The organism is Antrihabitans stalagmiti, from assembly GCF_016482825.1.
Taxonomy (GTDB): domain Bacteria; phylum Actinomycetota; class Actinomycetes; order Mycobacteriales; family Mycobacteriaceae; genus Antrihabitans; species Antrihabitans stalagmiti.
In genome coordinates, this window is record NZ_JAEMNV010000001.1 from 98,719 (window position 1) to 119,524 (window position 20,806).

The window sequence follows — 20,806 nt, forward strand, 5'->3', positions numbered from 1 at the left end:
ACGGCTTCTGCGGTTGTGCGCCCACGGGCGTAGCGTTGAAAAATGGAAGCAAACTGATGACCGCCGTCGTGCCCGACTTTCTACCGGAGGGCATCGACTCGCCCGACGACTTCTCCCAACTCGACGCGTGGTGGCGTGCAGCGAACTATCTGGCAGTGGGTCAGATCTATCTGCTCGACAATCCGCTTCTGCTGCAACCACTCCGAGCTGAACACGTCAAATCGAGACTGATCGGGCACTGGGGGAGTGTCCCCGGTGTCACGCTCACCTACGCGCACCTCAATCGGGTGATCATGCGCGAGCAAATCTCTATGCTGTTCGTCCTCGGACCCGGCCACGCTGCCGCAGCGCTCAACGCCGCGTCCTGGCTGGAGGGGACTTACTCCGAGCGATGGCCCGACGTCGGTCGCGACACCGCGGGACTACGTGCGTTGTTCCGGCAATTCTCCTTTCCCGGCGGCGTGCCGAGTCACGCGTCGGCACATGTCCCAGGATCCATCCACGAAGGTGGCGAACTCGGGTATTCGCTCGCGCACGCAACCGGTGCGGCACTGGACAATCCGGAGTTGATCGTCGCGTGCATGGTCGGCGACGGTGAGGCCGAAACCGGCCCGCTCGCAACCAGTTGGCAGGCGCCGCGTTTCCTCGACCCGTCCAGTGACGGCGCTGTGCTGCCGATTCTGCATCTCAACGGCTACAAGATCGCGAATCCCACAGTGCTGTCGCGGATTCCGAGCGGCGATCTACTCGCTCTGATGAACGGCTACGGCTGGGAACCGATCGAGGTTTCGGGCAGCGATCCAGCGCAGGTTCACAGCGCGTACGCCGCGGCACTGGATTTCGCCGTCGACCGGATCCGAGAGATTCGCCAAGAAGACGCTGCCGGGCGCGGCCCCCGAAACCCACGCTGGCCCATGATCGTCTTGCGAACTCCCAAGGGCTGGACGGGACCGGACAAGGTCGACGGCGTGCAGATCGAAGGATCGTGGCGCGCACATCAGGTCCCCATCACCGATGTCCGCGGCCGGCCGGAACATCTGCACATGCTCGACGAGTGGATGCGCACCTACCGTCTCGAGGAACTGTTCGAACCGAACGGGGCGCCCGCCGCGGCGATCGCGGATTGGCATCCAGGCGGCCAACTTCGGATGAGCGCCAACCCGGTCGCGCACGGTCAACGTCAACGCGACCTCAGACTGCCTTCCGTAGCTGATCACTGCATCGAAGTCACCACGCCGGGTAGCGAATTCGCAGAGTCGACCCGCACACTCGGTACCTACCTCCGTGACGCTCTCGCGCTCAATCGCGATGCAAAGAATCTGCTCTACTTCTCACCGGACGAGCAAGCGTCCAATCGTTTGGACGCGGTATTCGACGTTACGGAACGGCGCTGGTGCGCCGAGATTCTGCCGGGTGACGATCATCTGTCGCGTAGTGGCAGAGTCCTCGAGGTGTTGTCGGAACATCTGTGTCAGGGCTGGCTCGAAGGCTATTTGCTCACCGGACGGCATGGTGTGTTCTCGACGTACGAAGCGTTTGCGCACGTGGTCGACTCGATGGTCGCGCAGCACGCGAAATGGTTGCATACCGCTAGCGAAATCCCATGGCGCCGAACGATCCCCAGTCTCAACTACCTCCTCACATCACATGTGTGGCGGCAGGACCAGAACGGGTCGTCGCATCAGGATCCAGGCTTCATCGACCACGTCCTGAGCAAACGTCCCGAGGTGGCCAGGGTCTACCTTCCACCCGACGCGAACACTCTTCTCTACGTCATGGATCAATGCCTGCGCAGTAGCGGGCTTGTGAATGTCGTTGTTGCGGGCAAACAACCAGCTCTGCAGTATCTCGACGGTCCGGCCGCGCGCGAGCACTGCGAGCAGGGTCTCGGGGTATGGCGCTGGGCGAGCACGGATTCGGGCTATGCGCCCGATGTCGTCCTCGCCTGTGCGGGTGATGTGCCGACCCAGGAGACCCTCGCAGCCGCAGAAATACTGCGAGACATGGTGCCCGACATTCGGATTCGAGTCGTCAACGTCGTCGATCTGGCGCGACTCTTTCCACCTGACGTGCATTCGCACGGAATATCGGACGACGAGTACACCGATATCTTCGGCGACACGTTGCCCGTCGTCTTCGCTTTCCACGGCTACCCGTGGTTGATACACCGGATCATGTACCGCAGGCCCGGCCACGAGAACTTCCATGTGCACGGCTTCCGCGAAAATGGCACGACCACAACACCGTTCGACATGTGCGCGCTCAACGGACTCGACCGCTACCATCTTGCGCTCGCCGCTCTGGAACACATCCCCGCGCTTGCCGGCCGAATGGGTGATTTTCGGCAGTACCTCCTCGAACTGCTCGCGCAGAACCGTGCTCACACCAGAGCAACCGGTGAGGATCTGCCGGAAATCGCCGAGTGGACAGTCACACCCGAACCCGAACCAACCAGGAGTAAGTAATGGCCCACAATGCGCCTATCATCGTCGGCGTCGACGGTTCGCCGTCCTCGAACGAAGCAGTTCGCTGGGCCGCGCTCGAGGCGTCCAGGCAGCACGCACCACTTTTGCTCATCCTGACCGACCTGATTCCACTCGGCTATGTTCCCGGAAATGGGTTCTACCAGACCGAGATCGACAACCAAGCCATTGCGGGACGGGCCACGCTTGCCGAAGCGAAAGTCCTCGCCGAAGCCACTGTCGGTACGGTCGATGTCCAGACCGAGTTCGTGACTGGATCAGCGATCCAGACGCTTCTCGACAGGTCCAAGGACGCCCGCATGCTCGTTGTCGGCAGTCGCGGGCTCGGTGCGTTTCGTTCGAGCCTGCTCGGTTCCGTCAGCACCGCACTAGCCATGCATGCCCACTGTCCCGTTGCGGTGATTCGCGACGCGCGAGTCAGCGCGACCCCCGACGCAGGTTCGGTGGTTGTCGGCATCGACGGCTCTGCCACCAGCGTCCATGCCATCGGTATCGCGTTCGACCAGGCCTCCAAGCGTGGTGTGGAACTCGTCGCGGTCCACGCGTGGATGGACACCAGCCAGTTCGCTCTGGAAGGCGCCGACTGGCAGATTGCAGAAGACACCGAGGCGGCCGTGTTCTCCGAAAGCCTCGCGGGTTGGCACGATCAGTATCCCGATGTCGGGGTTCGCCGAGTTCTTGTGAAAGACAGACCTGTTCGGCAACTCCTCGAGGAATCCGCGACCGCGCAGTTGCTGGTGGTCGGCAGTCACGGACGCGGTGGTTTCGCGGGGATGCTGCTCGGTTCCACCAGTCGCTCGCTGCTGCACACGGCCGAGTGTCCGATCATCGTCGCCCGAGTTCCTATGTGAGCCTTTCCAATATGTCGACGCAGCAGGGGAGCCGGCCGCACACCTTCGCCGACTGGCAGGTGCGCCTGTCGGGAGACGCTGTCGCAGAAGCGTTTTCCGACACCGAACTCGAGGGTCTTCCTGATCCGGTCCGCCGCTATTTTCACGCCGCCATCGCCACCGGAACTCTCCTCGGAACGTGCGTGACTCTCCGGATGCGCGGGGATATCAAGGTCGGCGGCTGGTTACCGTTTCGTGCGCGCCAGGTAATCGACCCATCCCGCGGTTTCGTCTGGATGGCGCGTGCGGCAGGCATCATCAGCGGCTCCGACGAATATCTCGACGGGGTTGGCGGCATGGACTGGAAGCTCGGGGGTCTGTTCACCGTCGTCCACAGCGAGGGCGACGACGTGTCGAAGAGCGCAGCGGGTCGCGGCGGCGCCGAGGGGATCTGGCTACCAACCGCAATGCTGCCGCGGTTCGGCGTCACCTGGTCCGCCATCGACGACAACCACATCGTCGCGAGCCGAATACTCGGATCGACGCCGATCGATCTCGAGCTCACCATCGACGATGCCGGACGGATGACGTCGCTGGTGTTCGACCGCTGGGGCGATCCCGACCAAACCGGATCGTGGGACTGGCACCGCTTCGGCGGCGAGATCACCGGCCACCGGACCTTCGGCGGTCTGACGATTCCGAGCGCAGGCCGAATGGGCTGGCACTTCGGGACAAGTCGGTGGGACGCGGGCGAATTCTTCCGTTACGAGATCACCGAACTCGAACGCTAGGGCGTCGGGGGAGCCGCGGGAGGTGCCGTCGGGGCTCCGGTAGGCGGCGCAGGAGGTGTCGGTTGCTCACCGCGCATCGGTCCGCCGGGCCCACCGGGTGCGGGACGTTCCATTCTTTCCATCCACGGTGGTCCGCCTGGACCGCCGGGTCCGGCACCGTCGCGGAACATCATGTGGTGCCCACCGTGGCGATGATGACCGTCGTTGCCGTCGCCGACGACATAACCGAGCGCGAAGCCGATCCCGCCGATCAGCAGGACAGCGAGTGCGGCCGTGACGATCTGGGCTGCAAGCGATGCCCGCCAGCGGGCGGCGACGGATTCACGCGGCGCACTCGCCGCAGGCGGCGGTGGAGCCGCTGCGGGCTGCGGATCGGGTTGGGCAACCGGCTGTGCGATGCGCTCCGTCACCGGTTCGTTCGGATCCGGAGTTTGCTTCTCGTCCACCACGTGTCGGGCCTTCCGTTGTTCTCGATTCAGGAGCTGACCCGAGCCAACGTAAGCGGCATAACTGGCATTCCGGTCACGCGAAACTGTCAAGTCGCTGTGAACGCACATAAGGTAGCGATGTGAACGACGAGGCAACAGTGAAGCAGGCTGACAAAAGCGACCGCGAACTCGGCCCGTGGGGTCAGCGGCGCGCCAAGATCGCCGCGAACCCCGCACTCAATCTGACCTACCGAATCGTCGTCGGCGTCGTCGGTGCCGCCGTCCTGGTCCTCGGAATCCTCGCCATCCCGTACCCGGGCCCGGGTTGGCTGATCGTCTTCGCCGGTCTCGGCATCCTCGCTTCCGAGTTCGAGTGGGCGCACACGGCTCTGGAATGGGTCAAGGAGCGCTACGACCGTTTTATGGGCTGGTTTGCCAAGCAATCGGTGTGGGTCAAGGGACTCGGCGTGCTGCTGACCGCTGCGATCGTGGTTGTGACGCTGTGGGTGCTCGGTACCTTTGCTCTGGTCGGAGGCTGGTTCGGGCTCGAGTCGAGTTGGCTGGAGAGTCCGCTATAACCGAGCCTTCGCTTGCAGTGCCTGGCACTGCGCTCGCCGACCCGACCTGGTTGGCCCCGCAGTTGTCGGCGCTGGCGCGAACCTGGCGCTGTGAGGATCGCCGGGTCATCGGGACGCTGTGGTGGTACATGGCCAGCTCGACATTGCTGGAGCAGCCGCTGCGCGACCTGGTTCACGGTCGACCAGCTGCGGACCCGACCTTGGCGAGAACGACCTGCACGATCAGACCCGACGGATCGCTGGAGAACGTGACATTCGCGGCGACGGTCGACGGTCCCGCGGCGTTCGCGGTGGCGATCCGCGACACGTTGACGTCCGTGATCGGTGCCGTGACCGTCGCGAGCGACGCCCCGACACCGTCGTTATGGGCCGTTGCCACCGACGCGCTCGGCAACCGCGCGCTGGACGGGAGCCGCGAAAAGGGCCCCGACCTGGCGATTCGACTCGCAACGGCAGTCGGATCCGAGCTGCCGACACCACGTTTCGTCCACGTCGGCAACAGCCCGTTCGTGCGTCGCGCATCGTGCTGTCTCATCTACGAAACCGAGCGCGCCGACAAATGCTCGAGCTGCCCACGTCGAACGCCGACCGATCGCGCAGGGCTGCTGGCTGCCGTGGCGCGTCGTGGCCGATAACATAGGTCCGCCGGAGACGAACTCTTCCGGCAGCACACCACCCAACCTCAGGAGTACATCGCCGTGAGCATGCCAGCCTCGTCATCGCCAGAAACCCTCGTCCGGGTTCCGGCTGGGACGACGGCAGGCGCCGCGGTACGCGAGGCAGGGCTGCCGGGCAAGGGGCCCGACGCGATCGTCGTCGTCCGCGACAGCGAGGGTCAGCTCAAGGATCTCGGCTGGATCCCGGACACCGATGTCGAGGTCGAACCCGTCGGTGCGGACACCGCAGACGGACGCAACGTCATCAGGCATTCCGCGGCACACGTCCTCGCGCAGGCGGTGCAGCAGGAGTTCCCGACCGCGAAGCTCGGCATCGGTCCGCCGATCAAGGACGGTTTCTACTACGACTTCCGCGTCGACAAGCCGTTCACGCCGGAAGACCTCGTCAAGCTCGAAGCTCGGATGAAGAAGATCGTCAAAGGCTCGCAACGCTTTTCGCGTCGTGTCGTCGAGAACATCGAGGATGCCCGCACCGAACTCGCGAACGAACCGTTCAAGCTGGAACTGATCGACGACAAGTCCGGCATCGACGACCCCGAGGTGATGGAGGTCGGCGGGAAAGAACTGACGATCTACGACAACCTCGATCCGCGGTCGGGCGAACGGGTCTGGTCCGACCTGTGCCGTGGACCGCACATCCCGACCACCAAGCACATTCCCGCGTTCAAGCTCACTCGCAGCTCCGCCGCCTACTGGCGCGGTGACCAGAGTCGCGAGGACCTACAGCGGATCTACGGCACCGCGTGGGAATCGCAGGAGGCACTCGACCGCCACCTCGAACTGCTTGCCGAGGCCGAGCGTCGCGATCACCGCAAGCTCGGTTCGGAACTCGACCTCTTCAGCTTCCCCGACGAACTCGGCTCCGGACTACCGGTCTTCCACCCCAAGGGCGGCATCATCCGCCAGGAGATGGAGGACTACTCGCGTAAGCGACACGTCGAGGCCGACTACGAGTTCGTTTACACACCACACATCACCAAGGGCAAGCTGTTCGAGGTCTCGGGCCACCTCGACTGGTACAAGGACGGGATGTTCCCGTCGATGCACCTCGACGCGGAACACAACGACGACGGGACCGTGCGCAAGCCGGGCCAGGACTACTACGTCAAGCCGATGAACTGCCCGATGCACTGCCTGATCTTCCGCACTCGCGGCCGGTCATACCGAGAATTGCCGCTGCGGATGTTCGAGTTCGGTTCGGTGTATCGCTACGAGAAGTCGGGCGTCGTCCACGGCCTGACCCGTGTTCGTGGCATGACTCAGGACGACTCGCACATCTACTGCACCAAAGAGCAGATGCGCGACGAACTCGCGAGCATCCTGACCTTCGTTCTCGACCTGCTGAAGGATTACGGACTCGACGACTTCTATCTCGAACTGTCGACCAAGGACCCGAAGAAGTTCGTCGGGTCCGATGAGGTGTGGGAAGAGGCAACAGCGGTACTCGAAGAGGTCGCGACGGCATCCGGACTCGAGTTGATCCCCGATCCGGGCGGCGCGGCGTTCTACGGTCCGAAGATCTCCGTGCAGGCGCGCGACGCGCTCGGGCGAACCTGGCAGATGTCGACGATTCAGCTCGACTTCAACACCCCCGAGCGATTCGAGTTGGAGTACACCGGATCCGACGGCAGCAAGCAGCGTCCGGTCATGATTCACCGAGCGCTGTTCGGCTCGATCGAGCGCTTCTTCGGAGTTCTCACCGAGCACTACGCAGGCGCGTTCCCCGCCTGGCTTTCGCCGGTTCAGGTGGTCGGCATCCCGGTCGCCGAACCGTACGTCGAGCATCTGCATGACGTCGCGGATCTGTTGCGTAAGAACGGCATCCGCGTCGAAATCGATTCGAGCGACGACCGGATGCAGAAGAAGATCTTCAACCACACCGCCCAGAAGGTGCCGTTTATGTTGCTCGCGGGCGAACGTGACGTCGCCGCTGGTGCTGTCAGCTTCCGATTCAGGGACGGGACCCAGGTCAACGGCGTTCGCGTCGCCGATGCTGTTGCTGCCGTTGTGGATTGGGTCACCAGACGCGAAAACGCCTCACCGACGGCTGCGCTGTTCCAAGCTCACGCACAGGAGCAGCAGGAATGAGCGACGGCGAGAGCGTCGGCAACGGCGAGTCCGTCGTCGATCGTGGCGCGGGGCGTCCCGACCGATTGCAGCGTCTGTGGACGCCGCACCGTATGTCCTACATCGCGGAAGCGACGACGCCGAGCAACGCGTCGAGCGAACCGTTCTCCGACATCCCGAAGATGTCCGACGAAGACGGCCTTGTCGTTGCGCGCGGCGAACTCGTCTACGCCGTCCTCAACCTCTATCCGTACAACCCGGGGCACATGATGGTCGTGCCGTACCGCCGGATTGCCAATCTCGAGGATCTGACGCCGGAGGAGAGCGCCGAGTTGATGGCGTTCACCCAGAAGGCAATTCGCGTGATCAAGAGTGTCTCCAACCCCCCGGGCTTCAACGTGGGGCTCAACCTCGGTGGGGTGGCAGGCGGTTCACTCGCCGAGCATCTGCACCAGCACATCGTTCCGCGCTGGGGCGGCGACGCGAACTTCATCACGATCGTCGGCGGTGTGAAGGTGATGCCGCAGTTGCTGCGCGACACCCGTGCTCTGCTCGCCGAAGCATGGGCCGAACAATCATGACTGGAATGGGGACAACCAGGTGCTGAGCTTCTTCGGTCGAGCAGCGGTCTCGAAGGCCACCGCGCCGCTGGGAAGAGCGCTGAACAGTACCGGTCTGACGCCGGACGCCGTGACGGTCATCGGCACGGTTGCGTCGATCGTCGCTGCGGTGACCCTGTTCCCGACAGGGCACCTGTTCTGGGGCGCGATGGTCATCTGGCTGTTCGTCATGTTCGACATGCTCGACGGTGCGATGGCCCGCGCCCGCGGTGGCGGCACCAAGTACGGAGCGGTGCTCGATGCCACCTGCGATCGCGTCGCCGACGGTGCCATCTTCGCCGGCCTGACGTGGTGGGCCGTTTACCACGAGAACAGCAAGCATCTGCTGGTCGCGACCCTGATCTGCTTGGTGACCTCGCAGGTGATCTCGTACGCGAAGGCGCGTGCGGAGGCGAGTGGGCTCTCCGCCGACGGTGGCCTCATCGAACGTCCGGACCGCCTGATCATCGTGCTGGTCGGCGCCGGGTTCACCGGGATCGGCGGCTACCTCGATATCGAATGGCTGCACTGGTCGATTCATGTCGCGATGTGGATCCTTGCGGTCGCGAGCGTCATCACGGTGTTCCAGCGGGTCCTCGAAGTCCGCGGTTCCGAAGGTGCTCGGGTCATCATTCCTGTGCAGGCCAAGCCGACCGACGAACCCGACGCGGCGGCAGAGCGATGAAGTTCAAGGAGCGGGCCGCAGACCTCGGTTATGCAGCAGGGTGGCGCGTGGTCCGAGCCTTGCCGGAGCGCGGAGCGTCCCGTCTCTTCGACCGCGGTGCCGACTTCGCCGCACACCGCAACGGTGGTCCGGATCAGTTGCGCCGCAACCTTGCTCGTGTGATCGGTACGGCGCCGGAGGAGGTGCCCGACGAGCTGATTCAGGCCAGCCTGCGGTCGTATGCGCGGTACTGGCGCGAGGCGTTTCGGCTCCCGTCGATGGATGCCGACCAACTCGCCGCCGCCGTCGACAGGGTTATCGTCGGCACCGAGCACGTGGACGCGGCCCTGGCCACGGGCAAGGGTGCGATTCTCGCGTTGCCACACAGCGGCAACTGGGATCTTGCCGGTGTGTATGCGGTGCATCGCTGGGGCACCTTCGCGACCGTCGCCGAACGGCTCAAGCCTGAATCGTTGTTCTGGCGTTTCGTCCGCTACCGCGAAAGCCTCGGGTTCGAGATCATTCCGCTCAGCGGTGGGGAGGCCCCACCGTTCGCAGTGCTGTCGGAGCGACTGCGATCGGGCAAGATCGTCTGCCTGCTCGGTGAACGCGATCTCGCGAAACACGGTGTGCCCGTGACGTTCTTCGGCGAACCGACCCGGATGCCCGCGGGTCCGGCGAAGTTGGCGATCGAAACCGGCGCCGCGTTGCTACCGGTGCACTGCTGGTTCACCGACGGTGACTGGGGCTTCTCGGTCGAGGCGCCCGTGGATACGAGCGGCGGCGTCGAGAAGGCAACTCAGTTGCTCGCCGGTCATTTCGAAGCCAACATCGCCGCACATCCCGCTGACTGGCACATGCTGCAACCGTTGTGGCTGGCGGACCTCTCCGATTCGCGCCTCGAGCGCATGGGGGAGACACGGTGAACATCGGAATGGTCTGCCCGTACTCGTTCGACGTTCCCGGCGGTGTCCAGGCGCACGTCGTCGAGTTGGCGGAGGTGTTCATCGAGCGCGGCCATCGGGTCAGCGTGCTGGCACCGGCCTCCGACGACACAGTGCTGCCGGACTTCGTCGTCTCGGCCGGCCGGGCAGTCGCCATTCCGTACAACGGTTCAGTCGCCAGGTTGTCCTTCGGCCCCGTTGCCTACGCGCGAATTCGGCGCTGGATCAACGACAACGACTTCGACGTGCTGCACATTCACGAACCCAATGCTCCGAGTCTGTCGATGCTTGCGCTCAAGATCGCGGAAGGTCCGATCGTGGCGACTTTTCACACGTCGACCACGAAGTCGTTGATGCTGAGTACCTTTCAGGGTGTGCTCAAGCCGTATCACGAGAAGCTCAGCGGTCGGATCGCCGTCTCCGAGCTCGCTCGGCGTTGGCAGGTGGAGGCGCTCGGCTCGGACGCCGTCGAGATCCCGAACGGCGTCGACGTCCCGGCGTTCGCAAACGCAGCACCGCTCGACGGCTATCCGCGGGCAGGTGGAACAGTCCTGTTTCTCGGGCGCTACGACGAACCACGCAAGGGTATGTCGGTTCTTCTCGAGGCGTTGCCTGCACTCGTCGAGCGCCACCCGGACCTCGAAGTGCTCGTCGTCGGACGCGGTGACGACGAGAAACTTCGCAAGGACGCCGGACCGTACGCAAAGCATCTGCGCCTGCTCGGACAGGTTACGGACGAAGAAAAGGCATCAGCCCTGCGTAGCGCCGACGTCTACTGCGCACCGAACATGGGCGGGGAAAGTTTCGGCATCGTGCTCGTGGAAGCGTTGGCTGCTGGAACGCCCGTCGTCGCAAGCGAATTGGATGCGTTCCGGCGCGTGTTACGCGACGGAGCCGCAGGGATACTCGTGCCGATCGGCGATTCGGCCAGGCTTTCCGATGCGCTCGACGTCGTACTCACCGACTCCGTCCGGCGCGAATCATTGATTGCAGCGGGAACTCGCGCAGTCGCCGACTACGACTGGCCGGTGGTCGCCGAGCAGATCTTGCGGGTCTACGAGACCGTGACCCTCGGTGACAGTCGCGTCAGTGTTGCCGGCTGATGACGTTCTCCGCGCTCACGATCCTGGTTCTCGGCCTGATTGCCGTGGTCTTCATGGCGGTCGGGCTCTGGGCGTACTCCACCGCGAATCGCCTCGACCGGTTACATGTTCGATCCGACAAGTCCTGGCAGGCTCTCGATGCCGCCTTGGCGCGGCGCTCGGTGGTCGTTCGTGCGGTTGCGCTCGGGTCGATGGCATCGGACCCCGAACGGAGTCAACGGCTGACGATCTTGGCCGACAATGCCGAACGCGCGGATCGCGAGGACCGTGAGGTCGTCGAGAACGCGTTGTCCGGCGCGCTGTCGTCGATCGACATCGAAACGCTGCGCCCACAACTAGTTGCAGAGTTGGCCGACGCCGAGGCCAGGGTGCTGATCGCGCGCCGATTCCACAACGATGCTGTACGAGACACCCTCGCGATCCGTTCTCGACCGCTTGTCCGGATCCTTCATCTCGGCGGTACCGCACCGCTGCCGACCTACTTCGAAATCACCGAACGCGCAAAGCCTTCGGCCGCAACGGGTCTGACTCTGGATTCCAACCGAACCTCGTCGCGTGTCGTGCTGCTGGACGAGACGGGCAAAGTGCTGCTGATGCAGGGCCACGATCCGATGGTTCCCGAGGTGTCGTTCTGGTTCACGATCGGCGGCGGCGTTCTAGCGGGGGAGACCTTGCGGGCGGCCGCTGTCCGCGAGATCGCCGAAGAAACGGGCAAGGTGGCCGACCCGGACCAACTACGCGGACCGATGTGGCGTCGGGTAGCCGTGTTTCCGTTCAACGGCGAACTCATCAGATCCGAAGAGCTGTTCTTCGCACTGCAGGTGCCGCATTTCGAACCGAGTCAGAGCGGCTTCACCGAGGTCGAGCGACACGCGATCACCGGCCATCGCTGGTGCGATGCCGAAGAGATCGGCAAGCTCAACGAGGCCGGTGAGACCGTGTATCCGTACGATCTTGCAGACCTGCTCGACGAGGCGCGCGCCGTCGTTGCCAAAGGCGTGCAGCCCGAGGTCCGCTCGATCCGCTGACCTGAGTCAGCCGGGGATTACCTCATCGAGAAGCAACCTTTGAGGGTCTGGAAGTCACCGGCGAATGCGAGGCCACCGCTGCAGGTCGGGCCGTTGACGCCGTCGATCGTCACCTTGCCGTTGGTGCCCGCGATACCGAGGGCCAAGCCGGGACGGACGCCTTCGGCCGTGACCGAAGCGCCAGGTCCGATTGCGATGACCGCGGGTGCCGAGAGGTTCTGGGCGTCCGACGATGCTGTTCCGCCGCCGTTTGCAATCGCGAGTGCGAGACCCTGAGGACCGGAATTCGCCGTTGCCGTTCCGTCCATCCCGAAGGCGGCCGCCGCGCTACCGGGAACGCTTGTCGCGGAGCAGGAAGCCTGCTCCGACGTGGTCGAGGTGACGGTGGCGGAACCGGGGGCGCGACAGTCCGCGGTCGGTGCCGCTCCTGCTGCTGGTGCCAGCGCTATGGCTGCCCCGGCTGCTGCGAAAGCGCCGGCCATGACCAGCGACGTACGCCGTGCGTTGTGTTTCGACATTTTTTGGATCTCCTTCGACGAACCGAGAAAAAGCGATGCACGAACGATTCATATCTACCCTGTTTCCGCCGGTCGAAACGCTATTCGGACAAAACAGCCCGTTTCGAGACGTTCGCGGAAACCTGGCATGCTGTCGGCGGTGTGGGCAGTCCTTGCGGTAGCGGGCGCCGTCGTCATCGCAACCGGTTGGTTGCCTGGCTCGGCGGCCGAGGAGATCGCGATCGACCGCGGCGGCCCTGTGCTTGCTTTTCTTGTTGCGGCGACGGTATTGGCCGAACTCGCCGACCGCGCCGGAGTGTTCGACGTTGCCGCGGCTGCGTGTGCGCGAGCAGCACGCGGGAGCATCTTTCGACTGTTTCTTCTCGTGGCCGTGCTTGCCGTGGCGACGACCGTCGTGATGGGTATCGACACGACCGCCGTGCTCCTGACGCCGGTGGTCCTGGCTCTGACGTTGCGACTCGGTGTGCGGCCGTGGCCGTTCGCGTTGCTCGTGCTGTGGCTCGCGAACACCTCCAGCCTGCTGCTTCCCGTGTCGAACTTGACCAACTTGCTTGCCCAACAACGAGAGATGCTGCATGCGCTGGAGTTCGCGCGCCGCATGGCACTGCCCCAGCTAGCCGCGGTGGTCATCACCGTCGCCTTTCTCGCAGCGCTGTACCGACGCGACCTCGTCGGTCGATACGACATCCCCGACCGCGCCGACCCACCCGACGTGTGGACCTACCGACTCTGCGCGATCAGCTGTGCCGCACTGGCCCCCGCAGTGCTCGTCGGCGTCGCGCCCGCAGTCGCGGCTTCGGTCTGTGCGCTGGCGACCGTCGTCGTATTCGCCGTGCGAGATCGTGCCGGGCTCGAGTGGTCGCTGATTCCGTGGCGACTCGTCGTCCTCACCGAGGGACTGTTTCTCGTCGTCGGCGCGCTCTCGCGCCACGGCTTGACCGGTCTTCTTGCCCGCCTGGCGGGTGATTCGCCGTGGCTCGCCTCGATCGTCGGCGCCGGCGCTGCGAATCTCGTCAACAATCTGCCCGCCTACCTGGCCATAGAGCAGGCGATCGCGCCGGGGGAGACGACGCAGCTGTTCACGGCTCTCGTCGGAACCAACACCGGCCCGCTGATCACGGTGTGGGCGTCGCTGGCGACCCTGCTCTGGCGTGAACGGTGCCTGGCCCGCGGCGTCGAGGTGCCGATCGGGAAGCTCGCGTTGGTCGGGATGTGCGGCGCGCCCCTGGTGGTCCTCGGAGCTACCGCGGCACTGCTGATCTCCGTGTGACCCCCTGGTGTGACGCGGGCGACAAGGCCAGCGGCACCGGACTGGCTATGAAGTTGGCTTCGGTGCCCGACTAGGCTTGTGGCCGCACTATCACCTACATAGACATCTACCCAGGAGTTCGCCGTGAGCACCCCCGATAGCACCCAGACGACCGGCACAGCCCGCGTGAAGCGCGGCATGGCCGAGATGCTCAAGGGCGGGGTCATCATGGACGTCGTCACCGCAGACCAGGCGAAGATCGCCGAAGATGCCGGCGCGGTCGCCGTGATGGCACTCGAGCGGGTACCCGCAGACATCCGCGCTCAGGGCGGCGTTTCGCGGATGAGCGATCCCGACATGATCGACGGTATCATCGAGGCAGTCTCGATCCCCGTGATGGCGAAGGCCCGCATCGGCCACTTCGTCGAGGCGCAGATCCTGCAGAGCCTCGGCGTCGACTATGTCGACGAGTCCGAGGTCCTCACCCCCGCCGACTACGCCAATCACATCGACAAGTGGAACTTCACCGTCCCGTTCGTCTGTGGCGCGACCAACCTCGGCGAGGCATTGCGCCGGATCACCGAGGGCGCGGCCATGATTCGCTCGAAGGGTGAAGCGGGCACCGGTGACGTGTCCAATGCGACCACTCACATGCGCAAGATTCGCGACGAGATCCGCCGCCTGACGTCGCTCCCAGAAGACGAGCTGTACGTTGCCGCGAAGGAGTTGCAGGCACCGTACGACCTCGTCAAGGAGATCGCGCAGGCTGGCAAACTCCCGGTCGTGCTGTTCACCGCGGGCGGCATCGCGACTCCCGCCGACGCGGCGATGATGATGCAGCTCGGCGCCGAAGGTGTGTTCGTGGGATCCGGCATCTTCAAGTCCGGCAACCCCGCCGAGCGCGCGTCGGCAATCGTCAAGGCAACGACGTTCTACGACGACCCGGATGTGCTTGCCAAGGTGTCGCGTGGCCTCGGCGAAGCGATGGTCGGCATCAACGTCGAAGAACTGCCCGTCGATCACAGGCTCGCTCAGCGCGGCTGGTAGTCGCCCCGCTCCGCAACCGCAGGCCGGTCGCGGTGGTCCCAGCGCACGTCGATGTCCGGGATCTCCGCGACGAGGCGGTCGTGAGCGAGCAGGGCATCGACCGTCCACAGATGCTCGGGCGCAGTCGCTCTGCGTAGTGCGCCTTCGCCGAGCTGAAGCCGGACGGTCAGATCGAAGGCGAGGCCACGCCCGAGCAGCATCGGACCCGCGACGATGACCACTGTGTTGTCCGTCGCAGTTTCGACGGTTGCCCGCGCCGACCGGTCCGTCTTCTCGTCCCACAGCGCGGGGAGCCAGCGGCCCTGCGTGCGGAGCGAATCGACGACCTCTCTCGCGAGTGCGTCGTAGTCGAACCATAGTGTGCGGTAAGACATCTCGTCGCTGCGGCCGTACTCCAGTCGGATCGATGCGGGGCGCACGTAGTCGTGTAACGAGACGACGGAAGCGGGTCGGCCCCGATCACGCAACGCACGAGACACGATGTGCGCGAACGGCACTGGATCGGCGGCGTCCGCACCGACGACCGCGACGACGATACGGTTGCGGGCGGCCAGGATTCGATCCGTGAGCAGACCTGTCAACCCGGCAGCGGTGATCGGTACGTACGTCGGCACCGTTCGATCTTGCCCGGTACAGCAATTGCTAGCCTGAGCCCGACGACCGAAGGGGATTGCGCATGGCGACTATCGAGCAAGCGCTACAGATCGAGAAGCTCGAGAAAGACATCTTCCGAGGTGCGTCGACCGAGACGACACTGATGCGCACGTTCGGCGGGCAGGTCGCAGGTCAGGCGCTCGTATCGGCGGTGCGAACGGTCGACCCCGAATTTCGGGTCCACTCCCTGCACGGCTACTTTCTGCGACCCGGCAACCCTGCGAAGGCGACGGTGTACCTCGTCGACCGCATTCGAGACGGGCGCTCGTTCTGCACGCGTCGCGTGACGGGTGTACAGGACGGCAAGGCGATCTTCACCATGTCCGCGTCTTTCCACGTGTTCGAGGAAGGCATCGAGCATCAGGACGAGATGCCCGACGTCCCCGGTCCCGACGAGATCGCCGATTCGGTGGAAACGCTGAGCCCGGACCGGCAATGGGTGCTGCGTGAATGGTCCAACTACGACATCCGGGTACTGCCCGATGGCATGGTCGTCAAGCGACCTGGCGCTGCGTCGCAGCAGCAGGTGTGGTTCCGCTACCGGGAGAAACTGCCCGACGAGCCCGTTTTCCACGTCTGCACACTCGCGTACATGAGCGACATGACGCTGCTCGGTTCGGCGAAGGTGATTCACCCCGACGAGACGACTATGAACGCATCGCTCGACCATGCGCTGTGGTTTCTGCGGCCGTTCCGCGCCGACGAATGGTTGCTCTACGATCAGTCCTCACCTTCGGCCGGGTTCGGTCGGGCGCTCACGCAGGGCCGGATCTTCGACGCTGCCGGCAATATGGTTGCAGCGGTCGTGCAAGAGGGCCTGACTCGAACGCTGCGAGAAGACTGAGCGCCGAACCTGTGACCTCCCGACCCAAGATCGGCGTTCTAGCGCTGCAAGGTGATGTCCGCGAACACTTCTCGGCGTTGGACGCCTGCGGGGCCGACGCTGTCGGCGTTCGCCGAGTCAGCGAGCTGCGAAGCATCGACGGTCTTGTGATTCCCGGCGGCGAGTCGACGACGATCAGCCGTCTGCTTACCGTTTTCGAGGTTCTGGAGCCACTTCGCGAGCTGCTCGGCGATGGTCTGCCTGCCTTCGGCTCGTGCGCGGGCATGATCATGCTTGCCTCGGAAGTGCTCGATACCCGGCCGGACGCGCAGCACCTCGATGCAATCGATATGACGGTGCGACGCAACGCATTCGGTCGTCAAGTCGACTCGTTCGAGACCGACCTCGAATTCGCAGGCATCGACGGCGAGAAGATGCGTGCGGTGTTCATTCGAGCGCCGTGGGTCGAGCGCGCCGGCGATGCTGTGGATGTGCTGGCCACTGTGCCGAACGGTCCAGCTGCGGGACGGATCGTCGCTGTCAGGCAGGGTGCGGTGGTGGCGACGTCGTTCCATCCGGAAGTGACCGGAGATCTACGCGTCCACGACCTGTTCGTCGATATCGTGCGAAAAGCGCGTTAACGCGGCGAGTAAAGTGAAATAGCTGTCAGCCGGTCACGCGGATACCGGGCACTCGACTCGAAGGAACTAGCGCATGAGCGGCCACTCCAAATGGGCGACCACAAAGCACAAGAAGGCCGTGATCGACGCCCGGCGTGGCAAGTCCTTCGCAAAGCTGATCAAGAACATCGAGGTCGCCGCGCGCACCGGCGGCGGTGACCCGTCGGGCAACCCGACGTTGTACGACGCGATTCAGAAGGCAAAGAAGACGTCGGTCCCCAACGACAACATCGAACGCGCACGCAAGCGTGGTGCCGGTGAAGAAGCGGGCGGCGCCGACTGGCAGACGATCATGTACGAGGGCTACGGCCCCAACGGTGTCGCTCTGCTCGTCGAATGTCTGACCGACAACCGCAACCGTGCCGCAGGCGAGGTCCGCACCGCCATGACCCGCAACGGCGGCAACCTTGCCGACCCGGGTTCCGTCGCCTATCTGTTCTCCCGCAAAGGTCTGGTCACGCTCGACAAGAACGGACTCACCGAGGACGACATCTTGACGGCTGTACTAGAGGCCGGGGCCGAAGATGTGTCCGACCTTGGTGAAAGCTTCGAAATCGTCAGCGAGCCAACCGATCTCGTTGCCGTGCGGTCCGCATTGCAAGAGGCGGGCATCGACTACGACTCCGCTGAAGCAAGCTTTCAGCCGTCGGTGAGCGTTGCAGTCGATGCCGACGGCGCGCGCAAGGTGTTCAAGCTGATCGACGCACTCGAAGACCTCGACGACGTACAGAACGTCTACTCCAACGTCGACGTCTCCGACGAGGTCCTCGCCGAACTGGAGGACTGAGGTCTCCGACTGTTCCGTTGTGTCGCAACCACGGATTGTCGGCTCCGCCCGCTAGGCTATCGAACAGCTGTTCGTAGCTGTTTCGAACGCGGGCGAGAGGAGTTCGGGTGCGGGTGATGGGTGTCGACCCTGGGCTCACTCGGTGTGGCCTGAGCTTGATCGAGAGCGGTCGTGGGCGCGAAGTCACCGCGCTGGATATCGATGTCGTGCGCACTCCCGCCGATATGGAATTGTCGCGACGGCTGCTGCTGATCGCCAATGCCGCCGAGTACTGGATGGACACCCACAAGCCGACGGCCGTTGCGATCGAGCGGGTGTTCTCGCAACAGAACGTCCGGACCGCGATGGGAACCGCTCAGGCGGGCGGCGTGATCGCATTGGCTGCTGCGCGGCGAGACATTCCTGTCACTTTTCACACGCCGAGTCAGGTGAAGTCGGCGGTTACCGGCAACGGTGCTGCAGACAAAAACCAGGTCACCGCGATGGTCACTCGAATCCTCGGCCTGCAGACGAAACCGACACCCGCGGATGCGGCCGATGCGCTCGCGCTCGCGATCTGTCATTGCTGGCGGGCGCCGATGATGGAGCGGATGGCGCAGGCCGAAGCGGCTGCTGCGGAACAGAAGAAACGCTACGAGGCGCGGTTGGCGCAGGTTCGTAAGGAGGCGAAGGCCAGATGATTGCATCCGTCCGCGGTGAGGTTCTCGAGATCGCGCTCGATCACGTCGTCATCGAGGCGGCCGGCGTCGGGTATCGACTCAACGCGACACCGGCAACTCTCGCAACGCTGCAACGTGGGTCGGAGGCGCGTCTTGTCACCGCCATGATCGTCCGCGAAGACTCGATGACTCTTTTCGGCTTCGCCGACACCGAATCGCGCGACCTCTTCGGTCTGTTGCAGACGGTCTCCGGTGTCGGACCCAGACTTGCGATGGCGGTGCTCGCAGTCCTGGAACCCGAAGCGCTGCGCAAGGCGCTCGCCGAAGGCAATCACACAGCCCTGATGCGCGTACCAGGCATCGGCAAGCGCGGAGCAGAGCGTCTCGTCGTCGAACTGCGTGACAAGGTCGAAGCAGTCCCCGTGCACGCCGGTCCGGCCGGTTCGCAGCCAGTTGTCGGATCAGGACCCGTCCGCGACCAGATCGTCGAGGCGTTGACCGGGCTCGGCTTTCCTGCCAAACAGGCCGAACAGGCAACCGATTCGGTGCTCGCCGCCGAGCCAGAGGCGACCACATCGGTCGCGCTACGGTCGGCACTCGGGTTGCTCGGTAGGAACCGATGACCGTGGATTCGGACGAATCTCAAGTCACCGCAAGCTATTTGACGTCCGACGGCGACGTCGAAGCGAGCCTGCGACCCAAAAGCCTCGACGACTTCATCGGTCAGCCGCGGGTCAGGGAACAGCTGCAACTCGTCTTGAGCGGCGCGAAGATGCGTGGCGGCACACCAGATCACATCCTGCTGTCCGGTCCGCCCGGGCTCGGCAAGACGAGCATGGCGATGATCATCGCTGCCGAACTGAACTCATCCCTGCGGCTGACCTCCGGTCCTGCACTGGAACGCGCGGGTGATCTCGCCGCCATGCTCAGCAACCTCGTCGAGGGCGACGTGCTGTTCATCGACGAGATACATCGGATCGCGCGTCCTGCCGAAGAGATGCTCTACCTCGCGATGGAAGACTTCCGCGTCGACGTGATCGTCGGCAAAGGGCCCGGTGCGACGTCGATTCCGCTCGAGGTCGCACCGTTCACCCTTGTCGGTGCGACAACGCGGTCCGGAGCATTGACCGGACCCCTGCGCGACCGCTTCGGTTTCACCGCCCACATGGACTTCTACGAACCCGCCGAGCTCCAGCGAATTCTCGCGCGGTCGGCGCGGATCCTGGGCGTCGAGCTGGGGGAGGAAGCCGCTGCGGAAATCGCCGGGCGGTCCCGTGGCACTCCACGCATCGCGAACCGATTGCTGCGGCGAGTGCGCGACTATGCCGAAGTGCGGGCGGACGGCATCATCACCCGCGACATCGCACGAGCCGCGCTTGCGGTCTACGACGTCGACAGGCTCGGACTCGACCGCCTCGACCGCTCGGTGCTCAGCGCACTCGTGCGCAGTTTCGGCGGCGGACCGGTCGGAGTCTCGACACTCGCCGTCGCCGTCGGTGAGGAACCCGCCACCGTCGAAGAGGTGTGCGAGCCGTTTCTGGTGCGTGCAGGCATGATCGCGCGCACCCCACGTGGCCGCGTCGCCACCGCCGCCGCGTGGGAACAACTCGGCCTCGTCCCGCCACCGGACCTCGCCGTAGGCGGCATCGAGGTGCGAGCCAGCGAACCGCAACTGGAGCTGTTCGAAGACCGCTGATCGGGTCGTGGAGGCGATCATGGTTGGGTAATGGCAGACTGGGGTACTGCCGTGGGTCAATCCGACCCGCGATACCGCATGCCTGCCGAACCGCTGAGGACTGACTGTCGCAATGGAAAATCTGCTCTTTCCGCTTCTGCTCGTTGCCCTGATCGTCCCGATGTACCTCGCGACGCGTCGGCAGAAGAAGGAGATGGCGAAGACAGCTGCAATGCAGTCCGAGCTCTCCGTCGGCGATCGGGTCCTGATGACCAGTGGCATCCAGGGCATCATCGTCGAGGTCGACGAGACATCGATCGACCTCGAGATCGCCGAAGACGTGATCACGACGTGGACGCGCTCCGCGGTGCGGGAAGTGCTGTCCGACGACGCATACGACGAGTCGGATCCGGTCGCCGAGGTCGAATCGGCCGCGGACGACACGTCGGCGACGGACACGACCCCGCGCCTCAACAAGGACTGACGCTCGCAACGGCACGACCGCGTCGTGCCGCATCGTCG

At 64.4% G+C, this 20,806-nt stretch carries 23 protein-coding genes; 20 read left to right on the plus strand and 3 right to left on the minus strand.

The annotated features are described in order from the left end of the window. The first annotated feature begins 56 nt into the window (after positions 1–56). From JGU71_RS00480 to JGU71_RS00490, 3 genes are read left to right on the plus strand one after another with little or no spacing between them, the layout of a single operon-like run. A complete protein-coding gene (locus JGU71_RS00480; protein WP_199700962.1) occupies positions 57–2,465 on the plus strand; it encodes a phosphoketolase family protein in 2,409 nt (802 codons plus the stop codon). Continuing rightward, complete coding sequence (locus JGU71_RS00485; protein ID WP_199700964.1) at positions 2,465–3,334, plus strand: universal stress protein; 870 nt, start codon at positions 2,465–2,467, stop codon at positions 3,332–3,334. The genes JGU71_RS00480 and JGU71_RS00485 overlap by 1 nt, the downstream gene beginning before the upstream one ends. Before the next feature lie 11 nt (positions 3,335–3,345). Next, positions 3,346–4,104, plus strand: a complete 759-nt coding sequence (locus JGU71_RS00490) for a DUF6544 family protein (RefSeq protein WP_199700965.1) — start codon at positions 3,346–3,348, stop codon at positions 4,102–4,104. Here the strand turns inward: JGU71_RS00490 and JGU71_RS00495 are convergent. Next, positions 4,101–4,553, minus strand: coding sequence for a hypothetical protein (locus JGU71_RS00495; RefSeq protein ID WP_199700966.1), 453 nt, complete (start codon positions 4,551–4,553; stop codon positions 4,101–4,103). The two genes, JGU71_RS00490 and JGU71_RS00495, sit on opposite strands and share 4 nt — an antisense overlap. Before the next feature lie 137 nt (positions 4,554–4,690). Between JGU71_RS00495 and JGU71_RS00500 the strand changes: the two genes are divergently transcribed. The 8 genes from JGU71_RS00500 to JGU71_RS00535 all read left to right on the plus strand — a co-directional run bounded on the left by JGU71_RS00500 (position 4,691) and on the right by JGU71_RS00535 (position 12,192). Further along, positions 4,691–5,110, plus strand: a complete 420-nt coding sequence (locus JGU71_RS00500) for a TIGR02611 family protein (protein WP_199702694.1) — start codon at positions 4,691–4,693, stop codon at positions 5,108–5,110. A 17-nt stretch (positions 5,111–5,127) separates the two neighbouring features. Beyond that, positions 5,128–5,745, plus strand: coding sequence for a (2Fe-2S)-binding protein (locus JGU71_RS00505; protein WP_199700967.1), 618 nt, complete (start codon positions 5,128–5,130; stop codon positions 5,743–5,745). Between the two features lie 69 nt (positions 5,746–5,814). Further along, entirely contained in the window at positions 5,815–7,875 is a 2,061-nt protein-coding gene (thrS, locus tag JGU71_RS00510) for a threonine--tRNA ligase (RefSeq protein WP_199702696.1), read from the plus strand. Next, on the plus strand, positions 7,872–8,435 hold the full coding sequence (locus tag JGU71_RS00515; protein ID WP_199700968.1) for an ATP adenylyltransferase: 564 nt from the start codon (positions 7,872–7,874) through the stop codon (positions 8,433–8,435). The genes thrS and JGU71_RS00515 overlap by 4 nt, the downstream gene beginning before the upstream one ends. 19 nt (positions 8,436–8,454) lie before the next feature. Beyond that, a complete protein-coding gene (gene pgsA / locus JGU71_RS00520; protein ID WP_199700969.1) occupies positions 8,455–9,138 on the plus strand; it encodes a phosphatidylinositol phosphate synthase in 684 nt (227 codons plus the stop codon). Continuing rightward, positions 9,135–10,043 (plus strand): phosphatidylinositol mannoside acyltransferase, encoded by a 909-nt coding sequence (locus JGU71_RS00525; protein WP_199700970.1) that lies wholly within the window; start codon positions 9,135–9,137, stop codon positions 10,041–10,043. Before pgsA ends, JGU71_RS00525 begins: the two co-directional genes overlap by 4 nt. Then, positions 10,040–11,164 carry a glycosyltransferase family 4 protein gene (locus tag JGU71_RS00530; RefSeq protein ID WP_199700971.1) on the plus strand — a complete coding sequence of 375 codons (1,125 nt, stop codon included), beginning with the start codon at positions 10,040–10,042 and terminating at the stop codon, positions 11,162–11,164. Before JGU71_RS00525 ends, JGU71_RS00530 begins: the two co-directional genes overlap by 4 nt. Beyond that, positions 11,164–12,192, plus strand: coding sequence for an NUDIX hydrolase (locus JGU71_RS00535; RefSeq protein ID WP_199700972.1), 1,029 nt, complete (start codon positions 11,164–11,166; stop codon positions 12,190–12,192). The genes JGU71_RS00530 and JGU71_RS00535 overlap by 1 nt, the downstream gene beginning before the upstream one ends. A gap of 17 nt (positions 12,193–12,209) precedes the next feature. Here JGU71_RS00535 and JGU71_RS00540 read toward each other — a convergent pair whose 3' ends face one another. Then, positions 12,210–12,710, minus strand: a complete 501-nt coding sequence (locus tag JGU71_RS00540; RefSeq protein ID WP_199700974.1) for a DUF6764 family protein — start codon at positions 12,708–12,710, stop codon at positions 12,210–12,212. A 127-nt stretch (positions 12,711–12,837) separates the two neighbouring features. On the opposite strand from JGU71_RS00540, the gene JGU71_RS00545 reads away from it, so the two are divergent. Both JGU71_RS00545 and pdxS read left to right on the plus strand, forming a co-directional pair. Then, the gene (locus tag JGU71_RS00545) at positions 12,838–13,980 is read left to right on the plus strand and encodes an SLC13 family permease (RefSeq protein ID WP_199700976.1); all 1,143 of its coding nucleotides are present in this window, start codon (positions 12,838–12,840) and stop codon (positions 13,978–13,980) included. A 123-nt stretch (positions 13,981–14,103) separates the two neighbouring features. Further along, positions 14,104–15,006 carry a pyridoxal 5'-phosphate synthase lyase subunit PdxS gene (gene pdxS / locus JGU71_RS00550; RefSeq protein ID WP_199700977.1) on the plus strand — a complete coding sequence of 301 codons (903 nt, stop codon included), beginning with the start codon at positions 14,104–14,106 and terminating at the stop codon, positions 15,004–15,006. Here pdxS and JGU71_RS00555 read toward each other — a convergent pair. After that, the gene (locus JGU71_RS00555; protein ID WP_199700979.1) at positions 14,991–15,620 is read right to left on the minus strand and encodes a nucleoside/nucleotide kinase family protein; all 630 of its coding nucleotides are present in this window, start codon (positions 15,618–15,620) and stop codon (positions 14,991–14,993) included. The two genes, pdxS and JGU71_RS00555, sit on opposite strands and share 16 nt — an antisense overlap. A 62-nt stretch (positions 15,621–15,682) precedes the next feature. On the opposite strand from JGU71_RS00555, the gene JGU71_RS00560 reads away from it, so the two are divergent. From JGU71_RS00560 to yajC, 7 genes are all read left to right on the plus strand, one after another. Beyond that, a complete protein-coding gene (locus JGU71_RS00560) occupies positions 15,683–16,504 on the plus strand; it encodes an acyl-CoA thioesterase (RefSeq protein ID WP_199700981.1) in 822 nt (273 codons plus the stop codon). A gap of 11 nt (positions 16,505–16,515) precedes the next feature. Next, positions 16,516–17,124, plus strand: coding sequence for a pyridoxal 5'-phosphate synthase glutaminase subunit PdxT (gene pdxT, locus JGU71_RS00565; RefSeq protein WP_199700982.1), 609 nt, complete (start codon positions 16,516–16,518; stop codon positions 17,122–17,124). Between the two features lie 73 nt (positions 17,125–17,197). Beyond that, complete coding sequence (locus JGU71_RS00570) at positions 17,198–17,950, plus strand: YebC/PmpR family DNA-binding transcriptional regulator (RefSeq protein ID WP_199700983.1); 753 nt, start codon at positions 17,198–17,200, stop codon at positions 17,948–17,950. Between the two features lie 107 nt (positions 17,951–18,057). After that, on the plus strand, positions 18,058–18,630 hold the full coding sequence (gene ruvC / locus JGU71_RS00575; RefSeq protein ID WP_199700984.1) for a crossover junction endodeoxyribonuclease RuvC: 573 nt from the start codon (positions 18,058–18,060) through the stop codon (positions 18,628–18,630). Continuing rightward, entirely contained in the window at positions 18,627–19,232 is a 606-nt protein-coding gene (gene ruvA, locus JGU71_RS00580) for a Holliday junction branch migration protein RuvA (RefSeq protein ID WP_199700988.1), read from the plus strand. The genes ruvC and ruvA overlap by 4 nt, the downstream gene beginning before the upstream one ends. Further along, positions 19,229–20,305, plus strand: coding sequence for a Holliday junction branch migration DNA helicase RuvB (ruvB, locus tag JGU71_RS00585; RefSeq protein WP_199700992.1), 1,077 nt, complete (start codon positions 19,229–19,231; stop codon positions 20,303–20,305). Before ruvA ends, ruvB begins: the two co-directional genes overlap by 4 nt. Before the next feature lie 112 nt (positions 20,306–20,417). Continuing rightward, positions 20,418–20,768 (plus strand): preprotein translocase subunit YajC, encoded by a 351-nt coding sequence (gene yajC, locus JGU71_RS00590; RefSeq protein WP_199700994.1) that lies wholly within the window; start codon positions 20,418–20,420, stop codon positions 20,766–20,768. The last annotated feature ends 38 nt before the right edge of the window (positions 20,769–20,806 follow it).